Annotated in this window: 11 protein-coding genes and 2 tRNA genes (1 of these 13 cut by a window edge); 3 read left to right on the top strand and 10 right to left on the bottom strand. The window is 36.5% G+C overall.

Going from position 1 to position 19,845, the window contains the following annotated elements; genetic code table 11:
* Positions 1-185 precede the first annotated feature (185 nt).
* Positions 186-566: a hypothetical protein gene (locus LBD46_02125; protein ID MDR2425969.1), complete on the top strand. Its 381-nt coding sequence runs from the start codon at positions 186-188 to the stop codon at positions 564-566.
* Here LBD46_02125 and LBD46_02120 read toward each other — a convergent pair.
* The 9 genes from LBD46_02120 to LBD46_02080 form a co-directional block, all read right to left on the bottom strand.
* On the bottom strand, positions 556-1,431 hold the full coding sequence (locus LBD46_02120) for a bifunctional riboflavin kinase/FAD synthetase (GenBank protein MDR2425968.1): 876 nt from the start codon (positions 1,429-1,431) through the stop codon (positions 556-558). The genes LBD46_02125 and LBD46_02120 overlap by 11 nt on opposite strands.
* Entirely contained in the window at positions 1,421-2,131 is a 711-nt protein-coding gene (gene truB / locus LBD46_02115; protein ID MDR2425967.1) for a tRNA pseudouridine(55) synthase TruB, read from the bottom strand. Before truB ends, LBD46_02120 begins: the two co-directional genes overlap by 11 nt.
* On the bottom strand, positions 2,121-3,110 hold the full coding sequence (locus tag LBD46_02110) for a bifunctional oligoribonuclease/PAP phosphatase NrnA (GenBank protein ID MDR2425966.1): 990 nt from the start codon (positions 3,108-3,110) through the stop codon (positions 2,121-2,123). The genes truB and LBD46_02110 overlap by 11 nt, the downstream gene beginning before the upstream one ends.
* Positions 3,103-3,459 carry a 30S ribosome-binding factor RbfA gene (rbfA, locus tag LBD46_02105; protein ID MDR2425965.1) on the bottom strand — a complete coding sequence of 119 codons (357 nt, stop codon included), beginning with the start codon at positions 3,457-3,459 and terminating at the stop codon, positions 3,103-3,105. Before rbfA ends, LBD46_02110 begins: the two co-directional genes overlap by 8 nt.
* 3 nt (positions 3,460-3,462) lie before the next feature.
* Positions 3,463-5,760, bottom strand: a complete 2,298-nt coding sequence (gene infB, locus LBD46_02100) for a translation initiation factor IF-2 (GenBank protein ID MDR2425964.1) — start codon at positions 5,758-5,760, stop codon at positions 3,463-3,465.
* 43 nt (positions 5,761-5,803) lie between these two features.
* Positions 5,804-7,057, bottom strand: coding sequence for a transcription termination factor NusA (gene nusA, locus LBD46_02095; GenBank protein MDR2425963.1), 1,254 nt, complete (start codon positions 7,055-7,057; stop codon positions 5,804-5,806).
* 12 nt (positions 7,058-7,069) lie between these two features.
* On the bottom strand, positions 7,070-7,567 hold the full coding sequence (locus tag LBD46_02090; GenBank protein MDR2425962.1) for a ribosome maturation factor RimP: 498 nt from the start codon (positions 7,565-7,567) through the stop codon (positions 7,070-7,072).
* Positions 7,568-7,624: 57 nt separating this feature from the next.
* Positions 7,625-8,602 carry a Dam family site-specific DNA-(adenine-N6)-methyltransferase gene (locus LBD46_02085; protein ID MDR2425961.1) on the bottom strand — a complete coding sequence of 326 codons (978 nt, stop codon included), beginning with the start codon at positions 8,600-8,602 and terminating at the stop codon, positions 7,625-7,627.
* A 153-nt stretch (positions 8,603-8,755) separates the two neighbouring features.
* Positions 8,756-9,244 carry a hypothetical protein gene (locus LBD46_02080; GenBank protein ID MDR2425960.1) on the bottom strand — a complete coding sequence of 163 codons (489 nt, stop codon included), beginning with the start codon at positions 9,242-9,244 and terminating at the stop codon, positions 8,756-8,758.
* 231 nt (positions 9,245-9,475) lie between these two features.
* Here LBD46_02080 and LBD46_02075 point away from each other — a divergent pair.
* Positions 9,476-9,549 (top strand) — tRNA-Arg (locus LBD46_02075).
* A gap of 56 nt (positions 9,550-9,605) precedes the next feature.
* Positions 9,606-9,682 (top strand) — tRNA-His (locus LBD46_02070).
* 582 nt (positions 9,683-10,264) lie between these two features.
* On the opposite strand, the gene LBD46_02065 is transcribed toward LBD46_02070, so the two are convergent.
* Positions 10,265-19,845: the 3' end of a hypothetical protein gene (locus tag LBD46_02065; GenBank protein ID MDR2425959.1), read on the bottom strand. 23,335 nt of this gene lie beyond the right edge of the window; the window shows 9,581 of its 32,916 coding nt (coding positions 23,336-32,916); its start codon lies off the right edge, out of view; the stop codon is at positions 10,265-10,267.

Raw genomic sequence — 19,845 nt, 5'->3', positions numbered from 1 at the left:
CTGCCTCGCAATGACGACTAAACTGGTGTCATAAATGAAGTGAATCAATTATAGAATATAATTAATATTTCAGTAACAATGCTGCCTTGATATGATAGAGCAAGACATCAAGGGATAATCCGAAATATTTAAAGCATTAACCAAAATCAACGCAGTTAAATATTTATGAAATAAAGGGAGATGTTATGAACAGAAGCATAGTGGAACTTTCAAATCTTATAAATCAGGAATTTACAAAAAAAGGGGATGCTGATGTTCTGTCGGGGCTGCGTAAGCAGATGATTTCAAGCGATACGCAGGATAATCAAACCGCTTTAAAAACTCTAGCTGCACGTGGAATAAATTTAAATTCCGAAGAATTTAAAATGATAAAAGATTATACTTCTTTTGAAGCACAGAAGATGGCAAAAATGATGAAAAATACGGGAATTACTTATATCGTGGCAGGAATTGTCGTTCTTGCTGCATGTTTGGTGCTGCGAAACAGACTTGCGGTGTTAGGAGCTGTTGCAGCAATATTTTTTATTTTTTTCGGGATTTCAGCTTTTAAAAAATCTAAAGATTAAAAAACTTTTTTGCCGTAGTTATATCCTTTGCAATAGCTTTTTTTAACGCTTCTAAATTTTTAAATTTTTTTTCGGCTCTTATTTTTTTTATCAAATGTACCGTAGTTTCTCTTTTATTCCATCTGCCGTTAAAATCCAAAACGTGGCTCTCCGTTACGATTTTTTCTCCTCTGTCAAGCGTGGGTCTATTTCCTATGCTTGTAACTGAAGGATATGTTCTGTCTCCTTGCGAAATTAGGCTTACGTACACTCCATATGGAAGAATTTTATCTTTACTCGCTTTGATGTTAATAGTGGGAAATCCTATTTTTGTGCCAATGCCTTTTTCCCTAAAAGGACTACCGCTGAAAGAGTATTCCCTGCCGAGCAGTTTATTTGCACTTTCAACATCGCTTTTATGCAGCAAATTCCTTATGTGCGATGAAGATACAATTTTTGACAAAATTTTTAAAGGTTTGATTATATTTACCTCCACACCAGACTTTTTAGATTTTTTTAAAAGCCATTCGATGTTGCCGACTCTATTTTTTCCGAAAGCGAAATCAATGCCGCATATTATACACTGTACATTCAGCTCATCTATAAGCACTTTGTCATAAAATTCGTCCGGAGATAAGTTCAGAATCTCCGAAGGAACGGCAATCACAACAATTTCATCAATTCCGCAATTTTTTAGAAAGTCGATTTTTTCCTCATAAGAAGACAATAAACCGTTTATGTTTTTTACCGGTTTTGCAAGAGTGACCACAACGCTTTTTAGATTATTTTTTTTTGCGGCGTCCAAAGTTTTTTGTATGAGAAATTCGTGTCCCTTGTGAACTCCATCAAAAGTGCCTATGGTTAAAACCGATTTGTTATTTCTCATCGTCAGCCTGCAGCTTTTCCATATTTATCAAACCGCTTATTATTTTTTCCACATTGACCAAATCTTCCATTTTTAAAGCATCTTCCACACGAAAATCTCCGATTTTTTCTCTTCTCAATTCGCTTACGACGGCGCCGCTGCCTAAAAAATTTCCTATATCTTCTGCCAAACTCCTTATATAAGTGCCGCTTGAACAGGAAACTCTTACTTTTAAAATATTATCGCTAAAAGAAAGTACTTCTATATCTTTAATTGTCACTTTACGCGGTTTTCGTTCAACAATAATGCCTTTTCTGGCCAGTTCGTAAAGTTTCTTTCCTTTATATTTAAGAGCACAATACATGGGTGGAATTTGCTCTATTTCGCCTTTGAACACATTTAGCGCATTTTTTATTTCTTTAATATTTATATCTTTTACTTCTTTTTGCTCGATGATAGTGCCATCCAAATCGCCGCTGTCGGTGGTAGTACCCAAAAGAAAAGAGCTTAGGTAAACTTTGTCCCGCTTCATAAATTTACGCTGAAGCTTAGTAGCCTTTCCAGTTAGAATAAGCAAGAGCCCTGTCGCAGCAGGATCCAGCGTGCCACAGTGTCCGGCTTTTTTTATATTTAAAATTTTTCTGATTTTATTTACTGCTTTGAAAGATGTTATCGATTTAGGTTTGTCAAAAAGCAGCATTCCCGAAAAGTCATTTTTCATTAAACTTCTCTTTAAAAACATCGCATATTATTTTCAAAGAAGATTTTATATCGCACCTTAACGTACAGCCGGCCGCGTTTTTATGCCCGCCGCCGTCAAACTTTTTCACAACTTTGAGCACATCAAAATCTTTTACAGAACGGAAACTTATTTTTGTTCTGTTTTTATCCTCTTGTTTAAAAATACAGCTTACTTTAACGCCTTTTATCATCATACCGAAATTTACTATGCCTTCGGTTTCGTCTTCTTTTGCGCCGCTTTTTATATATATGTCTTTTGTAAGATTCATATAAGCCATCTGTCCGCTAAAAACGGTTTTTATCCCAGACAAAGCAAGACCTAAAAGTTTTAACCCTTCAGGAGAAGAACTTGCATAGACTTTATTGAAAATATCATTCGGAGAAACCCCTAAATCTATAAGTTTTGCAGCGGAAAGATGAGATTGAGAAGTGGTATTTAACTGCTGAAAGCGGCCGGTATCGGTAACCAAACCCGTGTAAAGGCTCTCCGCTTCATTTTTTGTGGGCTTTATTTTCATATATTCAAAAATTTTCAGTACCAGCTCAGACGTAGAAGAAGAATCTGGAACTATATAATTGATGTCGCCAAAATCTGTAAAAACCGAATGATGATCGATATTTATTATTTTTTTTGCCTGCTGCTGAGAAATAATATCGCCCATCCTCGAAAAATTTACAGACTCAAGTATTATCGCACAATCGAAAACAGCATTTTTCGGAGCAGTCTTTTTTATGAATTCTGCTCCGTTGAGAAACTTAAGCACATCAGGAACATCATCGGCACAGTATACGTCGGACTTTTTGCCCAGCCTTCTAAGTGCCGACCGCAGCGCCAAAGCCGAACCCAGACTGTCACCATCAGGTTTTACATGTCCAGCGATAAAAAATGTTCTTGATTGTTTAATTATTTTCGATATTGCCGAAAGTTTTTCATATTCTGACTTGTGGTTTTTAATCATTTTTTTCATCTTCTATTTTTTTAAGTATGTCAAAAACTTTTGAAGCTGCTTCATTAGTATTGTCGTATATAAACTCTAATGAAGGCGTTCTTCTTAGATTAATTCTCAGCGCGAGCTGATGTCTTATCTCTTTGGCGTTGTCTTTAAGAATCATGGCGGCGTTATTTTTAACCGCTTCATCTCCGAAAACTGAATAAAATATTTTACAGGAAAGCAAATCATCCGTAAGCTTAACGCCCATAACAGTAACCAACCCCGCGCTCAAATCACGCATGTCTCTTAATATCAAAGAAATTTCCTGTTGTATAACAACTTTCACTCTGTCTGCACGTTTATAAGAAGCCGGCATTTTTTAATTTCCTTCCTCGAGTTTTCTGGCGACTTTTTCAGTAGTGAAACTTTCCATAATGTCTCCGGCTTTTACATCGGAAAAATTTTCAAGACCTATCCCGCATTCATAACCTTTTTCGACTTCTTTTATATCATCTTTAAACCTTTTTAAAGACGATATGCTTCCTTCGAAAACTATCACATTATCTCTCAAAAGCCTGACACGCGCCCCTCTTTGCACTTTGCCGTCAATTACTGAACAGCCGGAAATAGTGCCATGGCTTGAAAGTTTAAAAACCTGTTTCACTATGGCTTTTCCTAAAATTTTCTCTTTCATGTCTGGATCCAGAAGTCCTTCCATAGCAGCCTTAACGTCGGCAATCAAATCGTAGATTATTCTGTAAACATCAATACTCACGCCTTCTGCTTCAGCAAGTCTTTCTACAGTCGCGTCAGGCCTTAAATTGAATCCTACAATTAACGCATCGGAAGCTACGGCTAAAGCGACATCTGATTCTGTGATTGAACCTGCGCCTCTATGTATTATTTTTAAGCTTATTTCCGAAGTGGAAAGTCTTTCCAAAGCGTCGCCCAAGGCACCAAGTGACCCTTGAACATCGGCTTTTAAAATTATTCTTAGATCTTTCGTTTTTCCAGAGTTTATATCCTGAAGGGAAATATGATGTCTCGGTCTTAAAGCATCGGCTTTTGCTTTTTCTTTTCTCGATTGCGCTATTTCTCTGGCCTGTGATTCCTGTTCCACTACGACGAATTTATCACCGGCCTGAGGTGGTTCATTTATTCCGAGAATTTCAACCGAAGTGCTCGGAGGAGCTTCATTAAAACGCTTTCCGTACTCATCGGCCATAGCTCTTATTTTGCCATAAGTCGTGCCTACAACCAAATTGTCTCCGATGCGCAAAGTGCCGCCCTGAACTAAAACTGTCGCAACAGGACCTCTTCTTGAATCGAGTTTTGCTTCAACGACGATGCCTTCGGCATTTTTATCAGGATTTGCTTTAAGTTCCATGATTTCGGATCTCAGCAAAATCATTTCAAGAAGTGAATCAATATTTATTCTTTGTTTTGCCGAAATGTCAACCATTATCGTATCTCCGCCCCATTCTTCTGGCATAAGATTATAATTGCTCAATTCCTGTCTTATTTTCTGTGGATCCGCCGTCGGCAAATCGATCTTGTTTACTGCTACTATCATTGAAACTCCAGCAGCTCTGGCATGATTTATGGCTTCAACCGTTTGAGGCATGACTCCATCCGCAGCAGAAACGACTAAAATTACTATATCCGTAGCCTGCGCTCCTCTAGAACGCATAGCCGTAAAAGCTTCATGTCCGGGAGTATCCAAAAATGTAATATAAGAGCCGTTTGAAGTTTTAACTTTATATGCTCCTATATGCTGTGTTATCCCGCCGTGCTCCCCTTCAGCGATATGACTGCTTCTTATAGCGTCAAGTAAAGACGTTTTACCATGATCAACATGTCCCATGATAGTAACAACGGGAGGACGCGATTTCAATTTTGTTGGATCGTCTGATGTTGTCGTAACCTTTTCTTCGGAATAAATTGAAGAAAGCTTTGCGTCATATCCGAATTCGTTAGCAAGAAGTATCGCTGTGTCGGTATCAAGCCTTTGATTTATCGTCGCAAGGCTTCCCATTGATAAGAGTTTTTTTAAAACGTCTCCGACTCTCAATTTCATTTTTTCGGCCAAATCTCTGACGGTTATGAGTTCGTTTATGGAAATATATCCTATATATTTTGTTTCTGGAATTTTTTCTTCTTTTTCCTCAGGTTTAAAAATCTTCTGTTTTTGCTGCGAATCTGAGGCAGCCTGTTCAGGCTGTTTTACGACCGATTCTTTTTGAGTTTGAATATGCTGATCTTTTGACTCAAGAACTTGCTGCTGGATATGCGCTATATTTTGATTTTTTTCTATGTTCTTCTCAACAGTAACTTTGCTTTGTGTTTCGGCTTTTTTTATTTCTTCAACCTTTTTTCTCTGTTTTGATTGAGAAGACTGAACGGATGCTTGTTGTTTTTTTACATTATCATCTTTTTTCTTAACCGTTTTTTTAACCACAGAAGGAGTTTTAGTATTTTTTGCCTTAACCGTCTTGGATTCAGTGCTTTTTTTAGATGCACTTTTTTCTTTGATGGCTTTTTTTGTAACCGCCATTTCGACAGACTTCGCAGCAGTTTTCTTCTTTATGGGTGCTTCTCTTGTCTTAACCGTGTTTTTTTTCCTTGCCTTCTCAGTTGCGACTGTCTCTTTTTGAGTTTTTACTTGTTTTGTTGGCATAAGCTGTATCACTCCCCTTTATACTTAATTCGATATTCGGCTATCAAGAAATGGCTTTCTTGGCTGCTTCGATAATCTTTTCTGCAGTTTTAATGCCTATTCCTGGTAGAGTCGTAAGATCATCAACGGTAAGCTGAGCAAGTTTTTCTATATTTGTAAAACCAGCTTTCACGAGAGTTGTTATATTTTTGTCACTAATTCCTTCTAGCTTTTCAAGCGCTTCCGTCTGCTGCTCGGCCTTTTCTTCGCTTTCCTGTTTTTTCTGACTTTCTGATTTAACATCAATATGCCATCCTGTAAGCTTGGCAGCAAGCCTTACGTTGTGTCCATTTTTACCTATCGCAAGAGACAACATATCATCCGACACAAGAACTTCGGCTTTTTTATCATCTTGTGAAATTAAAACCACAGAGACAACCTTCGCAGGAGCAAGAGATGCTGCTATATATTTAGACATATCCTCGGAATACGGTATCAAATCTATCCTTTCACCTTTGAGATCATCAATAATGGGCTTAACTCTGGCGCCTTTAATTCCGACGCAGGCGCCTACGGGATCAACTTTTGGATTATGCGATATTACGGCAACTTTAGATCTCATACCAGGTTCTCTGACGATGTTTACTATGTCCACAATTTTTTCATAAATTTCGGGGACTTCGAGCTCAAAAAGTCTCTTTACAAGTTCTGTACTGGCGCGCGACAAAACTGTTCCCGGACCTTTTACATTTTTTTCGACTTTGATGATAACAGCTCTTATATGCTGCCCTACTGAAAACTTTTCCCTGAAAACCTGTTCGCTTACAGGAAGTATGGCTTCAGTTTTGCCCAAGTCTACTATAATATTTTTATTTGCAATACGATAAATTACACCATTTATAATCTGTCCTACTTTTTCTTTCATCTCGTCATATAAAGAATCGCGTTCAGATTCTCTTATTTTCTGCACTATAACCTGCTTTGCCGTCTGTGCAGCTATACGCGAAAAGTCCTGCGTGTCCAAAGAAATTTTCACTTCAGAACCTATTTCATACGGCTGTCCCAACTTCTTTGCTTCCTGAACACCGACTTCAAGCAACGGATTTTCAACGTCTTTTACGACGGTTTTCAATACGAAAGCCGCCATCTCTCCTGTATCAGGGTCGACTTTTGCAACCACATTAACATTTCTGCCGACATGCTTTTTATAAGCGGATATCAAAGCATTCTCTATAACGCTTAAAATGTCTTCCTTTCTTATTTTCTTATCCTTCTCAATCTGCTCAAGAGCCATCAAAAGTTCGCCCTTTTCTGCCATTTCATCCTCCGTTTAAATATCTGTTTCCAAATTTGCTTTTTCTACATCTGAAAATATTATTTCGACCTCGCCATTTGTGACATCGTTAATTTTTAGTTTTCTGTCTTTGAATGAAATTAATTTTCCGAGAAAATTTTTTTGATTGTTAATCGGTGTAAAAGTCCGTATTCTTATTTTTTCTCCGGTAAACTTTTCAAAATCTTTTTCTTTTTTTAATATTCTGTTTATGCCTGGAGAAGAAACTTCCAAAACGTAAGAATCGTTAAGAACATCGCCCGCATCTAAAGTTGCTCCAAAAAGATAACTCATTTTCTCACAATCATCTATACTCACACCAGCTTCTTTGTCAATAAAAACGCGAATCACCCAACTGCCGTTTTCTTTAACATATTGCAAATCGACAATTTCAATATTTTCTGAATCAGCTACGGAAATTAAAAGTTTTTCTATTTCTTCTGCTTTATTTGACATTTTTAAAATGCGTCCTATATCAAAAATAAAAGACGGCATTTAGCCGCCTTAATTTAAGATATTATACAAATTAATATAAAAATATACAAGGCGGATTCAAGTTGCTAATACAACAGTAGAATTAAAGACCTCCTGCGGTGCTAAGATAGTTAAGACATTATAATTTGTAATTAATACTTCCTCTTCTGGCGTTGCCCTGTCCTTTTTATTATAACTTGAAGAGCGGTAATGGTAATTTATGTAATGAGTATTGAATTTATTTTTCTTAACCCACGAAGATAAAATAGTATTTTCTTTCTCGCCTTTTCTTAACACATTTGAAAGCGCAAACCTTATTCCCTTATCGTCTAAATATGATAAAACTGATAATAACTCCACTTCCTTAATTTTGTCCCATTTTGAGCCACTTTCATTATAAACTGCATTTGTTATTAGATAAGGCGGGGCTATATAAACAAAAATGTCTCGGCGTAAGCCAAATTCTTTAAGGATTTTGAAATCGCCTTGAATAAAATTTATTGATTTCTCGCTTGTCCCGTGCTTAAAAGAGTTTAACTTCTTGCGAATACTCTCGTTAAAATCTGTTTTCCCAACAGGCATATTGAATTTTCCAGCAGAATTAAAACGAAGGTCATTATTGAAACAAAAAACTAAAAGAGTAAATAGACAAACATCATTGTCCCTTTTGGTGTTAAGTCCTTTATCATTATAAAAACTGCGTAATTTTGCATATCCTTCGGCATTATATTGCTTTAATCCGTTATTATCCCGTATGTATTTTCTATATATAGCATAACCTTTATTATAATTATCTGATAAATTAAATTCATTTATAAATTCTTCTACTTTATCAACAATAGTTTTTTCTGATAGGAAGCTAAGAGTTTGCAATAAATCTATAACCTTTTTATTATTATCAAAGCAAATGACATATTTGGCATTTACATTTAAGCCTACACTTGCGCCACCGCAGCACATATCTACAAATCTATTTACCTTTTGTGGAAAACGCGGAAGGAGTTGGACTAAAAACCTTGACTTATTTCCCGTGTAATTTAGGGGTGATTTTATCATTTGTTTTTCTCCAAATCTTCTTCTAATCCGTAGAAGCTTCCTAATGTATTTATATCGACAAAAATACCATTTTTAATCCAAGCTTTTTTATCTATCCCGCCATATATTGTCGTTAATAAATTCTTTGATTTTATCCACGATAATGATAGCCTCTCAACTATTTTTCTTAATAATATTTTCTATTCTTTTTGTCTTCTCAATACTTTGTTTTAGCAATGACGTTGCTTCTGAAGATAACTTGTCAATTTCTTTTTGAATTTTGATTGAAGCAATTGGGCTTTCTATATTGTAAATATCTGAAAGTTTTAATTGTATTTTGGACTTTTTTTCGCTTGATTTATTTATCGTTTTTCCTTTTGATATTATACTATTTTCTTTATGTCTTAAATAAGCGGCTACATAGCTGGCTGATATATTAAGTTCAGGCTTTAATCTTATGCAAGTTAAAAAACTAGACGGGATTATTTTATAGTTTCCTTCTTTGGAATAAATTGCGGCCTTAAAAATTGTTCCGCAAGAGATAGATATGCCAAGCTGAGTGAAAAACGAGGCAGTCCTCAGGCTTTTTGTCCTATTCCCCTTCGTTCTTCCAACACATCTTATACACTTAACTATATTACTATTTTTTATAGAACAATTCACCTGGACTTATCCTCCTTATTCACAATCTAGCCGACTTGTCCTCAAAGAAAAAAGAAACAACGATAAGAACTCCTTTTCTCTTTTAAAAACTAACACCAACTACTGGTTTGACCTCTTTCTTCTGCTTCGTTTCAGATGTTACATTAGCATGTTGAACTGGCAAATTAACATTTATATTGACTGTATTGAGCTAATTTTGATATAATTTCAAACCTTATCTATTGGCTTTGTGTCTCCGTAGCTCAATTGGATAGAGCAACTGCCTTCTAAGCAGTAGGTTGCGTGTTCAACTCACGCCGGAGACGTTTTTAGCTTTAGATATTTAATTCTTTTTTCAAGTCGTTAATTTCTTTCTTAAATGGTGGGCGTAGCTCAACTGGTTAGAGCGTCGGTTTGTGGAGCCGAAGGCTGCGAGTTCAAGTCTCGTCGTCCACCCCATAGTTTTTCACTATAACTTTTAAAACTGCTTGAATTATCAGGCAGTTTTTTAGTACCAAATCGGCTGTAGTAAGATTTTCAGCCTCAATTTTGCATTTTATCAGTGTTAATGTGCCAAACGGTGGCAGCTTGGTATTGCCTTATTGCCTTTCATTGTTGAAATTCTGTATATCTCTTTTATGATTAAAGTCTTATCTTTGTAATCGCTTTCCTTGTAAATCTTTTTTAACTCATTTATAGCAAAAAATAAGGCTTTGGCTTTCTGAACAATCAATCCACTGAAAAAGTTGGGTAAAAATATGAATAAAACGTCGGTAAAAGTTAAGAGCTAAAAGTTTTTTTAAAATAGAAAGCTTTACAGCAATTATTGATAATAATGAACCTCCGCACAGCAAACTGTGCGGAGGTTCATTTAAATCCCCCAACTAAACCCGATATGGACTTCGTCCCATTTATTAGCCAACAACAATAGGAGCAATAATGCGGCAAGCCCGCCATGACGTTGTCCACAATGGAATAATTTTAGGACGTGATATTAAGAAAGCATAAACAGCAAAACTTTTGGACGTAAAAAAGAACTTTTTATGCAGCAGAGAGAATTTGTCTTATAGTCTGCGTTGAAGCAAAAGTTCCACCTTTGAAAGTTTCCATAGCTTTATCTATGCCAGAAATGGCTATTGATTCACTTAGCACAGTAAGAGCTTGTTTTGCTCTAGCTATTTTTTCCTGCACTTTTTCTTTGCTGTCATCTGCAAATGGGTCTGCTAAAATTTCATTTATAAATGGATTATTGTCAGCTTTAAGTTCAAATAGCGTCTTATTCTCATCTAAGAGCATTCTTTTTTGCTCTTCAAGCAAGCTCTTTATTTTCTTATTAGACAAATCTTCCCCGTTTAAAGCCATATACAGCATTAAACTTCTTATCGCATCTCTGTCTTTTTTGGCTACAGAGCCAATATATTTGCTTCTGATTGTTCTGTCTGTAGCACTCAAATACTGACTTTCAAGGTAATTTTCTATAGCCGCTCTCAAATAGGCTTTTGCCAAAGCATAACTTTCTTCGGTATCTGTTTTAGACGCTCGCTCTACATACTGATAAACAACACTGTCAACTCCTATTCCTGCATTGTTAAGAGCTCTTTTCATAGAATCAAAATCAACTACTCCGCCATACCTCATAAATTCTTTTAACCCCTGTATTTTATTGGCGTCTATATTAAGCGCATAATCCGAATTTAATGCTTGTTCATAAGAAGTTTTGTATCTTTCTTGTGCTTTCATTTTAGTCTTATCGGATTTATCTAAGGTAAGCTCATCTCCGCTTGAAATTCCTTCTATTTCAACAGCTAAACGGGTAAATCCTTCTACAATAGAACCTTTTATATTCTTGTCAAGTGTTACGTAATTTTGCGCGCCAACAGTGTATTTTACAGATATTTCTTTTATAGCCTCTAAAACTTTTTTTGCCTCTTCTTGCGACAAACCGCTCAAATTGGCGTATATTCCATCAAAACCCGCTTCAAAAACATGCTGGATAAAACTGTGGTTTACGGACCCGTCAGCATTTAGAAAATCTGCCGCGTTTAAGTCGGCAATTTTGCGTATTTCCCTTCCTGTATTAAGCAAGTTTATTACTCTCTTGATTTCCTTAGTATAGTCAACTTTCTCGCCTTTTACTCTTTCATTCCATAAATTCTCTATAATATTTTTTAGGTTTGCAGAGCTTACCCTTGCAATAGAGACATTTTTACTCTTTTCATAGCTCATATACCTTTGCGCATTGGAAATATTTGACAAAATATTTGCAGAATCTATGTTTATTGTAAGCCAAACTTCACGAGGCGGCTTTTGCCAAGCGGCTCTCAATTCTTTTACGGCAGCCATTTTGGCATTTAACTCTCCGATATTTGCAAGGCTTAAACCGTCTATGCCAAAATATTGTTCCTTATCTTCACCGCTAAGCTCAAGGAATAGCGCTCCGCTTTGCTCAAGTTCACCTTCTACAGACGCTTCTTCGCCTATACGTCTTTCAATATCTCCACTGTAAACTATCATACCTACACCGCTTATGCCTAAACTATACTGCATTTGCTCTTTATCGCTCTCTATATCTGCAGCAAAAGAACGTATTGATTTCTCATATATTTCCCGTTCAATTTCGTCGCGATTTCCTTTATTAGTTTCTATAGCCTTTATTAAAGATGAATTCAATTTTACAACCGCAGTTATATGCGCTACAGTTCCATCTTGAAATGCATAATGCTCAACTTTAACATTGTATTTTCTACCGTTATAAATATAAGGCGTTACAGTGTTTGGAGTTAAACGTTTGGAACCGTCAGGTTTTGTTTTATCTTGCACAAGCGCAGCGCTTACCAAACCTGCCGAAGCCGCAGCATTAGCTTCATTTGAAGCATTATCACCCACAAACAACTGCAAACTTGCGTCTATAGATTTATTCTGTCGTTCTCTAAAGATATTGTTTTTAACCCATTTCTGCAACCTTGCGGCAGACGGATTAATGCTGTCTTTTATACGTTCCTTTAAAGTTTTCTTTACCAAAATTATTATGGGATCGTTTATCATGTTTTCTATAGTCGCTTCAGCTCCTTGCGCTTTCAAAATATCTTCCCTTTCCTCAAGCCAATTTTGATTTTTGCTTATCGCTACTACCACTGACGAAGGTATGATAAACTCTAAATTTTCAGGGTCAATACCGAAATTTTTCAATCTGCGTATTACAGTATTTATTTCATTTTCAGACAATTTAAGAGTTTTATGATTTACTCTCAATTTATTGTCATTTAACAATGAGCGCTTTTCGACAGACTCTTTTTGAACTTGAGCCTGATGCTCTTCCTGTGTTGTGGCTTGTTCAACAGCCGTTTGGCCTGCGACATCCTGCTGCACTACTTGCGGACTTGCAACTAAAGTACTTTTGTCTGTAGAATCGGTATCGGTCAGTTTTGTGGAATCATCAGCCTTTGGCTGTTCAGCTTCAAGTTTTTCCGCAGCCGCCTCAGGAGCTATTAAATCTTTATCGACAATTTCCTGCACAGGTTCAAGGATAAGTGCTTTTTTCGCTTCTATATCCCGCTGAACGTCTTCATATATGTTTGCGGGAATTTTAAATTCAATATACCCTCTATCTCCATCAACCGTTGTCTTTATGGAAGGATATTTATCAGATATTTCCTGCGCGTTATGAAGAGAAATCTCCGCAAAATTAACCGTGATTATAGAAGATGTATCTTCAGAAGGAGCTTTTGGCTTTCTTGTCAAATACAAAACCACAGCCGCAATTGCAAGTTCAAATCCAAATCCTCCGAATATGACTATAATAGGAATATTAAAACCTTTAAGAGCTGCTATTGCTATGGCTGTAAGAAAAAATGGTGTTATTCCAAAAAACGCCTTTGGCTGTTCAGCTTTAGGTTTTGCTGCAGCCGCAGGTTTTGCGGAATCATCGACAGCTTTTGGCTTTCTTGTCAAATACAAAACCACACCCCCTATTGCAAGAGCAAAGAAGACGGCTACGACTATAACAGGAATAGTAAAACCTATGAGAACCGCTGCGGCGGGAATCGACGTAATAAAAGCCGCTATGCCTACAGCAAACGGAACAGCCATTATTCCAAAAACTGTCAAAGCCTTTTTGGAATTAGTTTTGTATTCGGCTTGTCCATCAGTAAAATCCTTTCTAATTTTTTCCAAATCGTCCTTGAGTTTTTCTTGAAGCGCTCCAGCGGTGATTTTATCATCTTCGTCTCTATTTTCTTTTACGGTTGAAGCGAGTTTGTTTAAATCTATTTTCATAAACAAACTTTTTGTTTCATCATCTACGTCTGTAAACTCGACATTTTTAAATATTTCCGCATAATAATCTATGTCCACTGTGGGAATTGTCCTTGTAATATCGTTTACAGGTAATTTATTATCTCTTAATTTTTTTTCAGTATCGGCATACGGATAGTTCATCCCGCCTCTTGTCCCATAGAATAAAGCCAAAGCACCTACACCCACAAGAAGTATTGCCACAGGCGCTCCCACAACCCACAAAGCCAAAGAGCTTATAATGGCAATGCCCGTCAATAATCCTACAGCTTTGCGGAAAACGCTTGATTTTGAAGCAGGCGTCGACGCGCTATTATCTGAAATTATTTTCCAGATGCCAAGCACTAACGCCGCTCCAACGCCAACAATTAAAGCCGGAATTGATAAAGTCGCAAAAGCAGGAACTCCTAAAACTATTCCCGCCACTAAAATTCCCGCTCCTAAAACGCCCGTTACAATTTTTTGAGTTATGTTTGATTTTTTTGAAAATAAAAATGCAGCTATATTATATATTAGTGCGTAAGAATATATAAACAACCCCGCAACAAAAGCCATTATAGGATTTACAGTTTTTATCTCACTTTTTGAATTCGGCAGACTTTCTCCTTTTCTTGAGAGCAACCCCGCCCACCTTGCCATATCCTGTTTATAATTTTTAAAAACTTCTCTATAATCTGCATTCGTAACTGAACCGCCTTGATTGTAAAATAAAACCGCTCCTATCACTGCAAACGGAATAAGCAAATAAATTCCTGACAATAAAAGCGTCGCACTTCTTATTAAATAAATCCCTACCAATGCAATAATTGCCGTTCTTATATTTGTGTCTATATGACTTTCTGCAAAATTCTGATATAGCGAATTCCCTGCTCCCTCAAAAGTTTTATCTCCGAAGATATGGTTGAATATTAATCTTGCAGTTCTTCCTGTGGCTATATATTGTGCAAAAGAGAGACCTTTATTAAAACCAGACGCATGAATATACATATTAGCCATATGGTAAGGCGCATGCATTAATAAATCACTGGCCCATGTAAAAAAGTTTTCACCTTTTGTATGTTGAACTTTTACAAGCCCCGTAAGACCGCCTGTTTGTGACATACCTATTCCAAAAATCCCAAGTAAAAAACTTCCAAAAATCCCAAGTAAAAAATTAAGTCCTGGTGCTGCGGAAAAGATACTTACACCAACAAAAACTATATAATATACCACGTATTTTACAAATCTTATTGAAGCCCTGTCTTTTTCATAAAATCCAGGACCTGCAAAGAAATGCGTAAGCTGCTGTGAAAACGAATGGTTTTCATTATACAGGCTCTGCTCATAGCTGGTAAGCGCCTGCGCCGATCCAGATGAAAATTTTTCAAACATAGCCATTGCATTTGCAAAAGCTACTTCTCTTCCTTTATTGACTTTCATTGTAGAATCGTAATAAGACATCGCTCCCGCCCTGCCAAATGCTTCTATAATTTTTCCTAATTCTTTTGAATCGGGATTCTTAAGTATTTTCTCATAAATAAGCTCACCTTGGGTTTTTCCTTTTTCATCTTTTACAATATTATATCCATTACTCTCTCTGTTATTAGGTATATAATCATTTAGCAAACTTATAAGCGCTTCTTTTAAATCTTCTTTTATCCGTTCTTCGCTTTTTCCTTTTGTAGCTTCCTCTCCCAAAAATTGTTTGAGTGCCGCCATATCTTGGTCTTGTAAAAGCGCTCCTTGCTTTACAAACTGCAGTATTGCTCCCATCATATCTTCAGACACCATAAGCGCTTGGTCTGCAATAGTCGCTATTCTTACTCCATCCACTATAGCAGGATGTCCGTAGTAAAATCTCATAATCATTGTAAGCTGCGTAACATAGTTGAACGTTCTATCCGCATGGGCTGCCGCCGCCGCTACTGTAGTTCCAAAACGCCTTGAAGATATAAACTCCCCAAAAGATACTACAAATGCCCTCGGGTCTTTTTTAAATATTGACAACAATTTTGTTATTCTCATCATATCTTCTTTATATGCACCCATATTCATATCCGCAGTAAGCATAAGCCAGCCTGCTGGGATAAAAGTATCAAGCAATGACAAATGCTCCACTTTTCCAAACGTTCCAACAAAAACGCCTTTAATGTCTGTTATATTTGATTTGTCCTCTTTAAAACTAAAAATTGTTAAGCTGCCCCCTGCCTGTCCAAAAATAAACTTATCCCTTTCATCTTCAGTCATATTATCCCATCTGGTAAGAGTATCCCTTATTTCTTCCGCTTTCGTTTTATCTTCACTAAGTTCAGAATTCTGTATATTTGCAAGATTTTTAGCCCATCCAGCCCATTTTGCTTTCTCAGCGTTTAATAAATTCGTTATATTTAATAATCTCAAATGTTCAAAATCTTTAAGTTTATTTTCTTTCATCAACTCTTTTAAACGTTTATACTCATCAATATCGGACTGCTCAAGTATAAGCTGAGTAACAGCAGGGACTGGATATTTTTTATCATCTTCTACTTTCTCTGCGCCGCCCGCTTGTCTTTCAATTTCTTCTATGACTTCATTTTCAAAAGCGGAAGCAGCTTCTAATTCTTGCTTTTTTTTCAGTTTCTTATACTCTTCTCCCGTATATTCATCCATCACCCTCATAACAGGTATCGTTACAAACTCTTCATATCCATTACCTCGTTCTTTGAATAATTCAAGTACTTTAATAACGCCCTGAACTCTGACGTCATTAGCATTCTTCTTATACAAATTCCAAAAATCCTGATATCCCACTACAATTTTAAATTTTGATTTTACCGCTTCTTTTACCTCTTGTTCAGTCCATTCCGGATGCGTTCTTCTTGCGGATTCAAAATAAGAATCAAGCAAAACCGAATATTCAAGCAATGTTTTGCTTAAAGGCTGAAGTCTTTTGTTTGCCCATGCCTCTATTTCCGTTTTAACTCTACACTCCGGTAAAAAAGAACCATCCGTCCCTCTTAAAAGCTTACCCGGTATAATTTCTCCTTTCTTGTCAATCATAGATTTTAAAGCTCTTGCCACCACAATATCATCTGCACTGTAATTTTGTTTTTTTCCGTTCATATCGTAGTAAAAACCTTCTTCTATATCGTCAGTAAGCCTGTGATACATAGGCATAAACTGGTCTTTATAGTTTCTCGCTATAGTTGTAAAGAGTCTGTCTCCGTTTGGAGAAACTTCATCGCTGTTCAATTTTTCCGAAGGCGCATCTTCTGTGTCAAGTTTTTGAAAAACCGCTTCATTATAAGCAGGTATTCTTACAGCCATTGGAGGTAAAGCGTCAAAATCTTCCTGCACTCTATTATCAGCTCTCCAGTTTTTTAATATTTCAAAAAATCTTTCCTCCGCTTCAAGGTCTTGCGGAGCAGATGACATATCCGGAAATTTTGTTATCTCACCTGCGTCGTTAAGTTCAAACTTATATCTTTCAAACTCTTCCTTGCTTATCATACTTGACGTATAATACATATCTTTAATTATAGCGTTCCAATCATTAATAAAATATTGTCTTGTCAGTTTCTCTTTTCCAGCTTCTGTTTCATCTCTCTTTAACCAGACTTGTGGAACCATTGTCGCTTTGTATCTCTGATACAATTTATTCTTTTCAAAATAGTCATCCACAGACGGGGCTGAACTTCCAAAAGAATCTCTAAAATCCAACCATGTTTTTTTGGTGTCTGAAATTTTCTGTCTTTTAAATTCTTTTCTTCCTTCAAAAGCCTCAAATATTTTCCAAATTGAAAACGTGCTTAATTTTGGCAGCATAAAGAAAATAGGAGAAAATATTATTATTATTGCAGCTGTTCCCAAAACAGGAAATGTTGCAGTTAAAGCATAAAATCCTGCAAATAAGCCCATTATAAAGACCGTTGCTCCCATAGCTGTGAAAAATCCTTTAGTAATTGCATTCTCTGATTTGTGTTCTTTAAACCATTGCGTAAAATGAGGAACAAATGAAAGTGTTGCAACGCCAAAAACAATAAATAAAATACCTGAAGATAAAAGTGAAGCCGGCAAAATAATCGCAAGCCCTCCATTTGCCAATATCCATTTTATCGCCATAATGACTATGCCCATTAACAAAGTCATAGTAGCAGTATTTACGACAAATACAGAAAACCATCTCTTTCTAAGTTCCCATTTTTGCTTTATAGTCTGCTCATCTATAAAAGAACCTTTAAACTTTACTGGTTTGCCAAAATACATAACATCGGCATTGGACTGCAGCACGTCATTTATCCAGGGCGCTATTACAGTGTAAAATAAAGCCGCAATGCCTATCCCCGCCACACCAACTAAGATGCCTATCAACGGCGCAGACAGCGAAATTCCTATTGCAATGCCAAAAGGTACCATTATAGCCGCAATGTTGTAACTTGCCGCAGCTTTTGTATTTACAAGCAGCTGCATTCTATTACTAAAAAATTTTGTTATATCAAAAATATCAATAAACTTTAGAAATCCCCCTTGTTTTCTTGTATCTTTAGGAGTGACACTAATATAGGGCTGATACGGAATAAATTCTTCTGAAAGGCCAGAAAGATTAGCCTCATCATTTTTTATATTTTTTCTGATGTTTTTTATAACTCCATTAACCCACTTCGTAGTGTTATATAAATTATCTATCATTATCGGAAGCAAAGGACGCCCGTCCTTACCCGAAGCCATATTTTTCAAGCCTTGATGATTTTGAATATTTTTTTCCAGCTGTTTTGCTGTTTTTAAATCTTTTTTATACTCTTTTCTATCGGATACATCCTTTAAAGACCCCAAGGCTTCAATATCTGCAACTCCATATTTTTTAAAAATTTCCTTTTGTATAGCCTGCTCTCTGTCTTTTACTTTCTCCGCTGACACCCCTTTTGTAAGATAGTCCATTACCGCATTAGCATTATCCGAAAGCATTTGTCCTGCTTTCATTTGCTCCTCTCCCTGCAAAGTTCTTACTACGTATAACAAAGCGTTTCGCACAGCAGGCGTATGCACTCTTGCGTTTCTCATTATGCGAAATATATAATAGAACATAGCAAGGTCGTCTATATTGAAATTTTTAACGTCTGCGTTCTTATCTTCTAACACCGTCTCTACATATCTTCTATATTCGGTAAAAAAACTATTACCTTTTATGTCAAGTTTTAAGTCGTTTCTTAAATAAGCCAAAATATTTGTGTCGTTTTGGTCAAGCGCGTTTATTAGTTCATGTTCTTTGTTCTCGGAAACGCCAATTTTATATTTAATATCCATTCTCTTTCTAATAAGCTGTTTTTCAGCTTCAAGTATAGATTCTTCTATTTCTTGTTTATCAGCTTCGCTAAGAAGGCTGTTATTATTTTGAGAATCAATATATAAATTTGACAGTTCTTTTTCAGCGGCGTTTATATTCCTAAGTAGATCCTCATCCCCATCCTTCTGCATAATAATATCTGTGATTTTATTTTCTATTTCAGTTAAATAAGCGCTTTTATCTTTAACCTCGACAACCGTTTTGGGCAGCTGCTCTTCCCCCTGTTTTGTAATTATTGCTGCTTTAAGCTCGGCCGCTTTTTGCAAAGCATTCTTGTCTAGTTGAGAAAGAAGTTTATACCTAAAAAAAGCATTATACCCCCCAAATAGAGTGATAATGCCTGCTGCTGTGGCTGAAACAAGCGGAGCTGAAAGTGTAATTCCTGCTAATCCTGCAACAGCAATTGCAGGGAAAGCAAGCACTGCACCTACCAAAGCCGCAATCAAAGCAGGAATAAAATATCTTCTGCGAATTATGTCTTGTGTGTCAAAACCGTTTTCAGCAAATAACAAAGGAACGCCCGCACCTGCAAGCTCGGCTTTTTTCTTATTCTTTTTATCTTTATTTTCAAAAAGTCTATTAATGCGCGACTGGACAAAAAGAGAAATGGCAGTTAGAAAAACAGTCACAGCTGTAAACTTCATCCCTTTGCTTGTAAAAAATTCCGACACTTCCAAACGCCAATCTCCAAAAACGTCCGCTCTCTCTTTAGTTATATATTCGCCTGCATTGTTGTAAACATATTTGTGCAGATACATTCTTGACGTATTGCCTATATTTGGCGACCCATCGCTGTTTGCGTTAATAGGGTCAAATTCCCAGTAATATAATTCAACGCCGAATGTTTGTCCAAAACTCTGCCTCATCTGCGTCCGGTTAAAGAGTTTTGTCAGTCTTATAGGATAACCCTTGTAATCTTTAAATTCTTCCCAATGCTCCTGCAAATACGAATTGATATCTTGCCCGCTTACTTCAACTTGAGCGGAAACGTTCCTTAAAAATTCAACGTTTGCTTCTATTTCTTTTA

Origin of the sequence: Candidatus Endomicrobium procryptotermitis (genome assembly GCA_031279415.1) — a bacterium.
Lineage (GTDB): Bacteria > Elusimicrobiota > Endomicrobiia > Endomicrobiales > Endomicrobiaceae > Endomicrobium_B > Endomicrobium_B procryptotermitis.
Note: the sequence above shows the minus strand (reverse complement) of the source record. Positions and strands in the feature narration are given on the sequence as shown.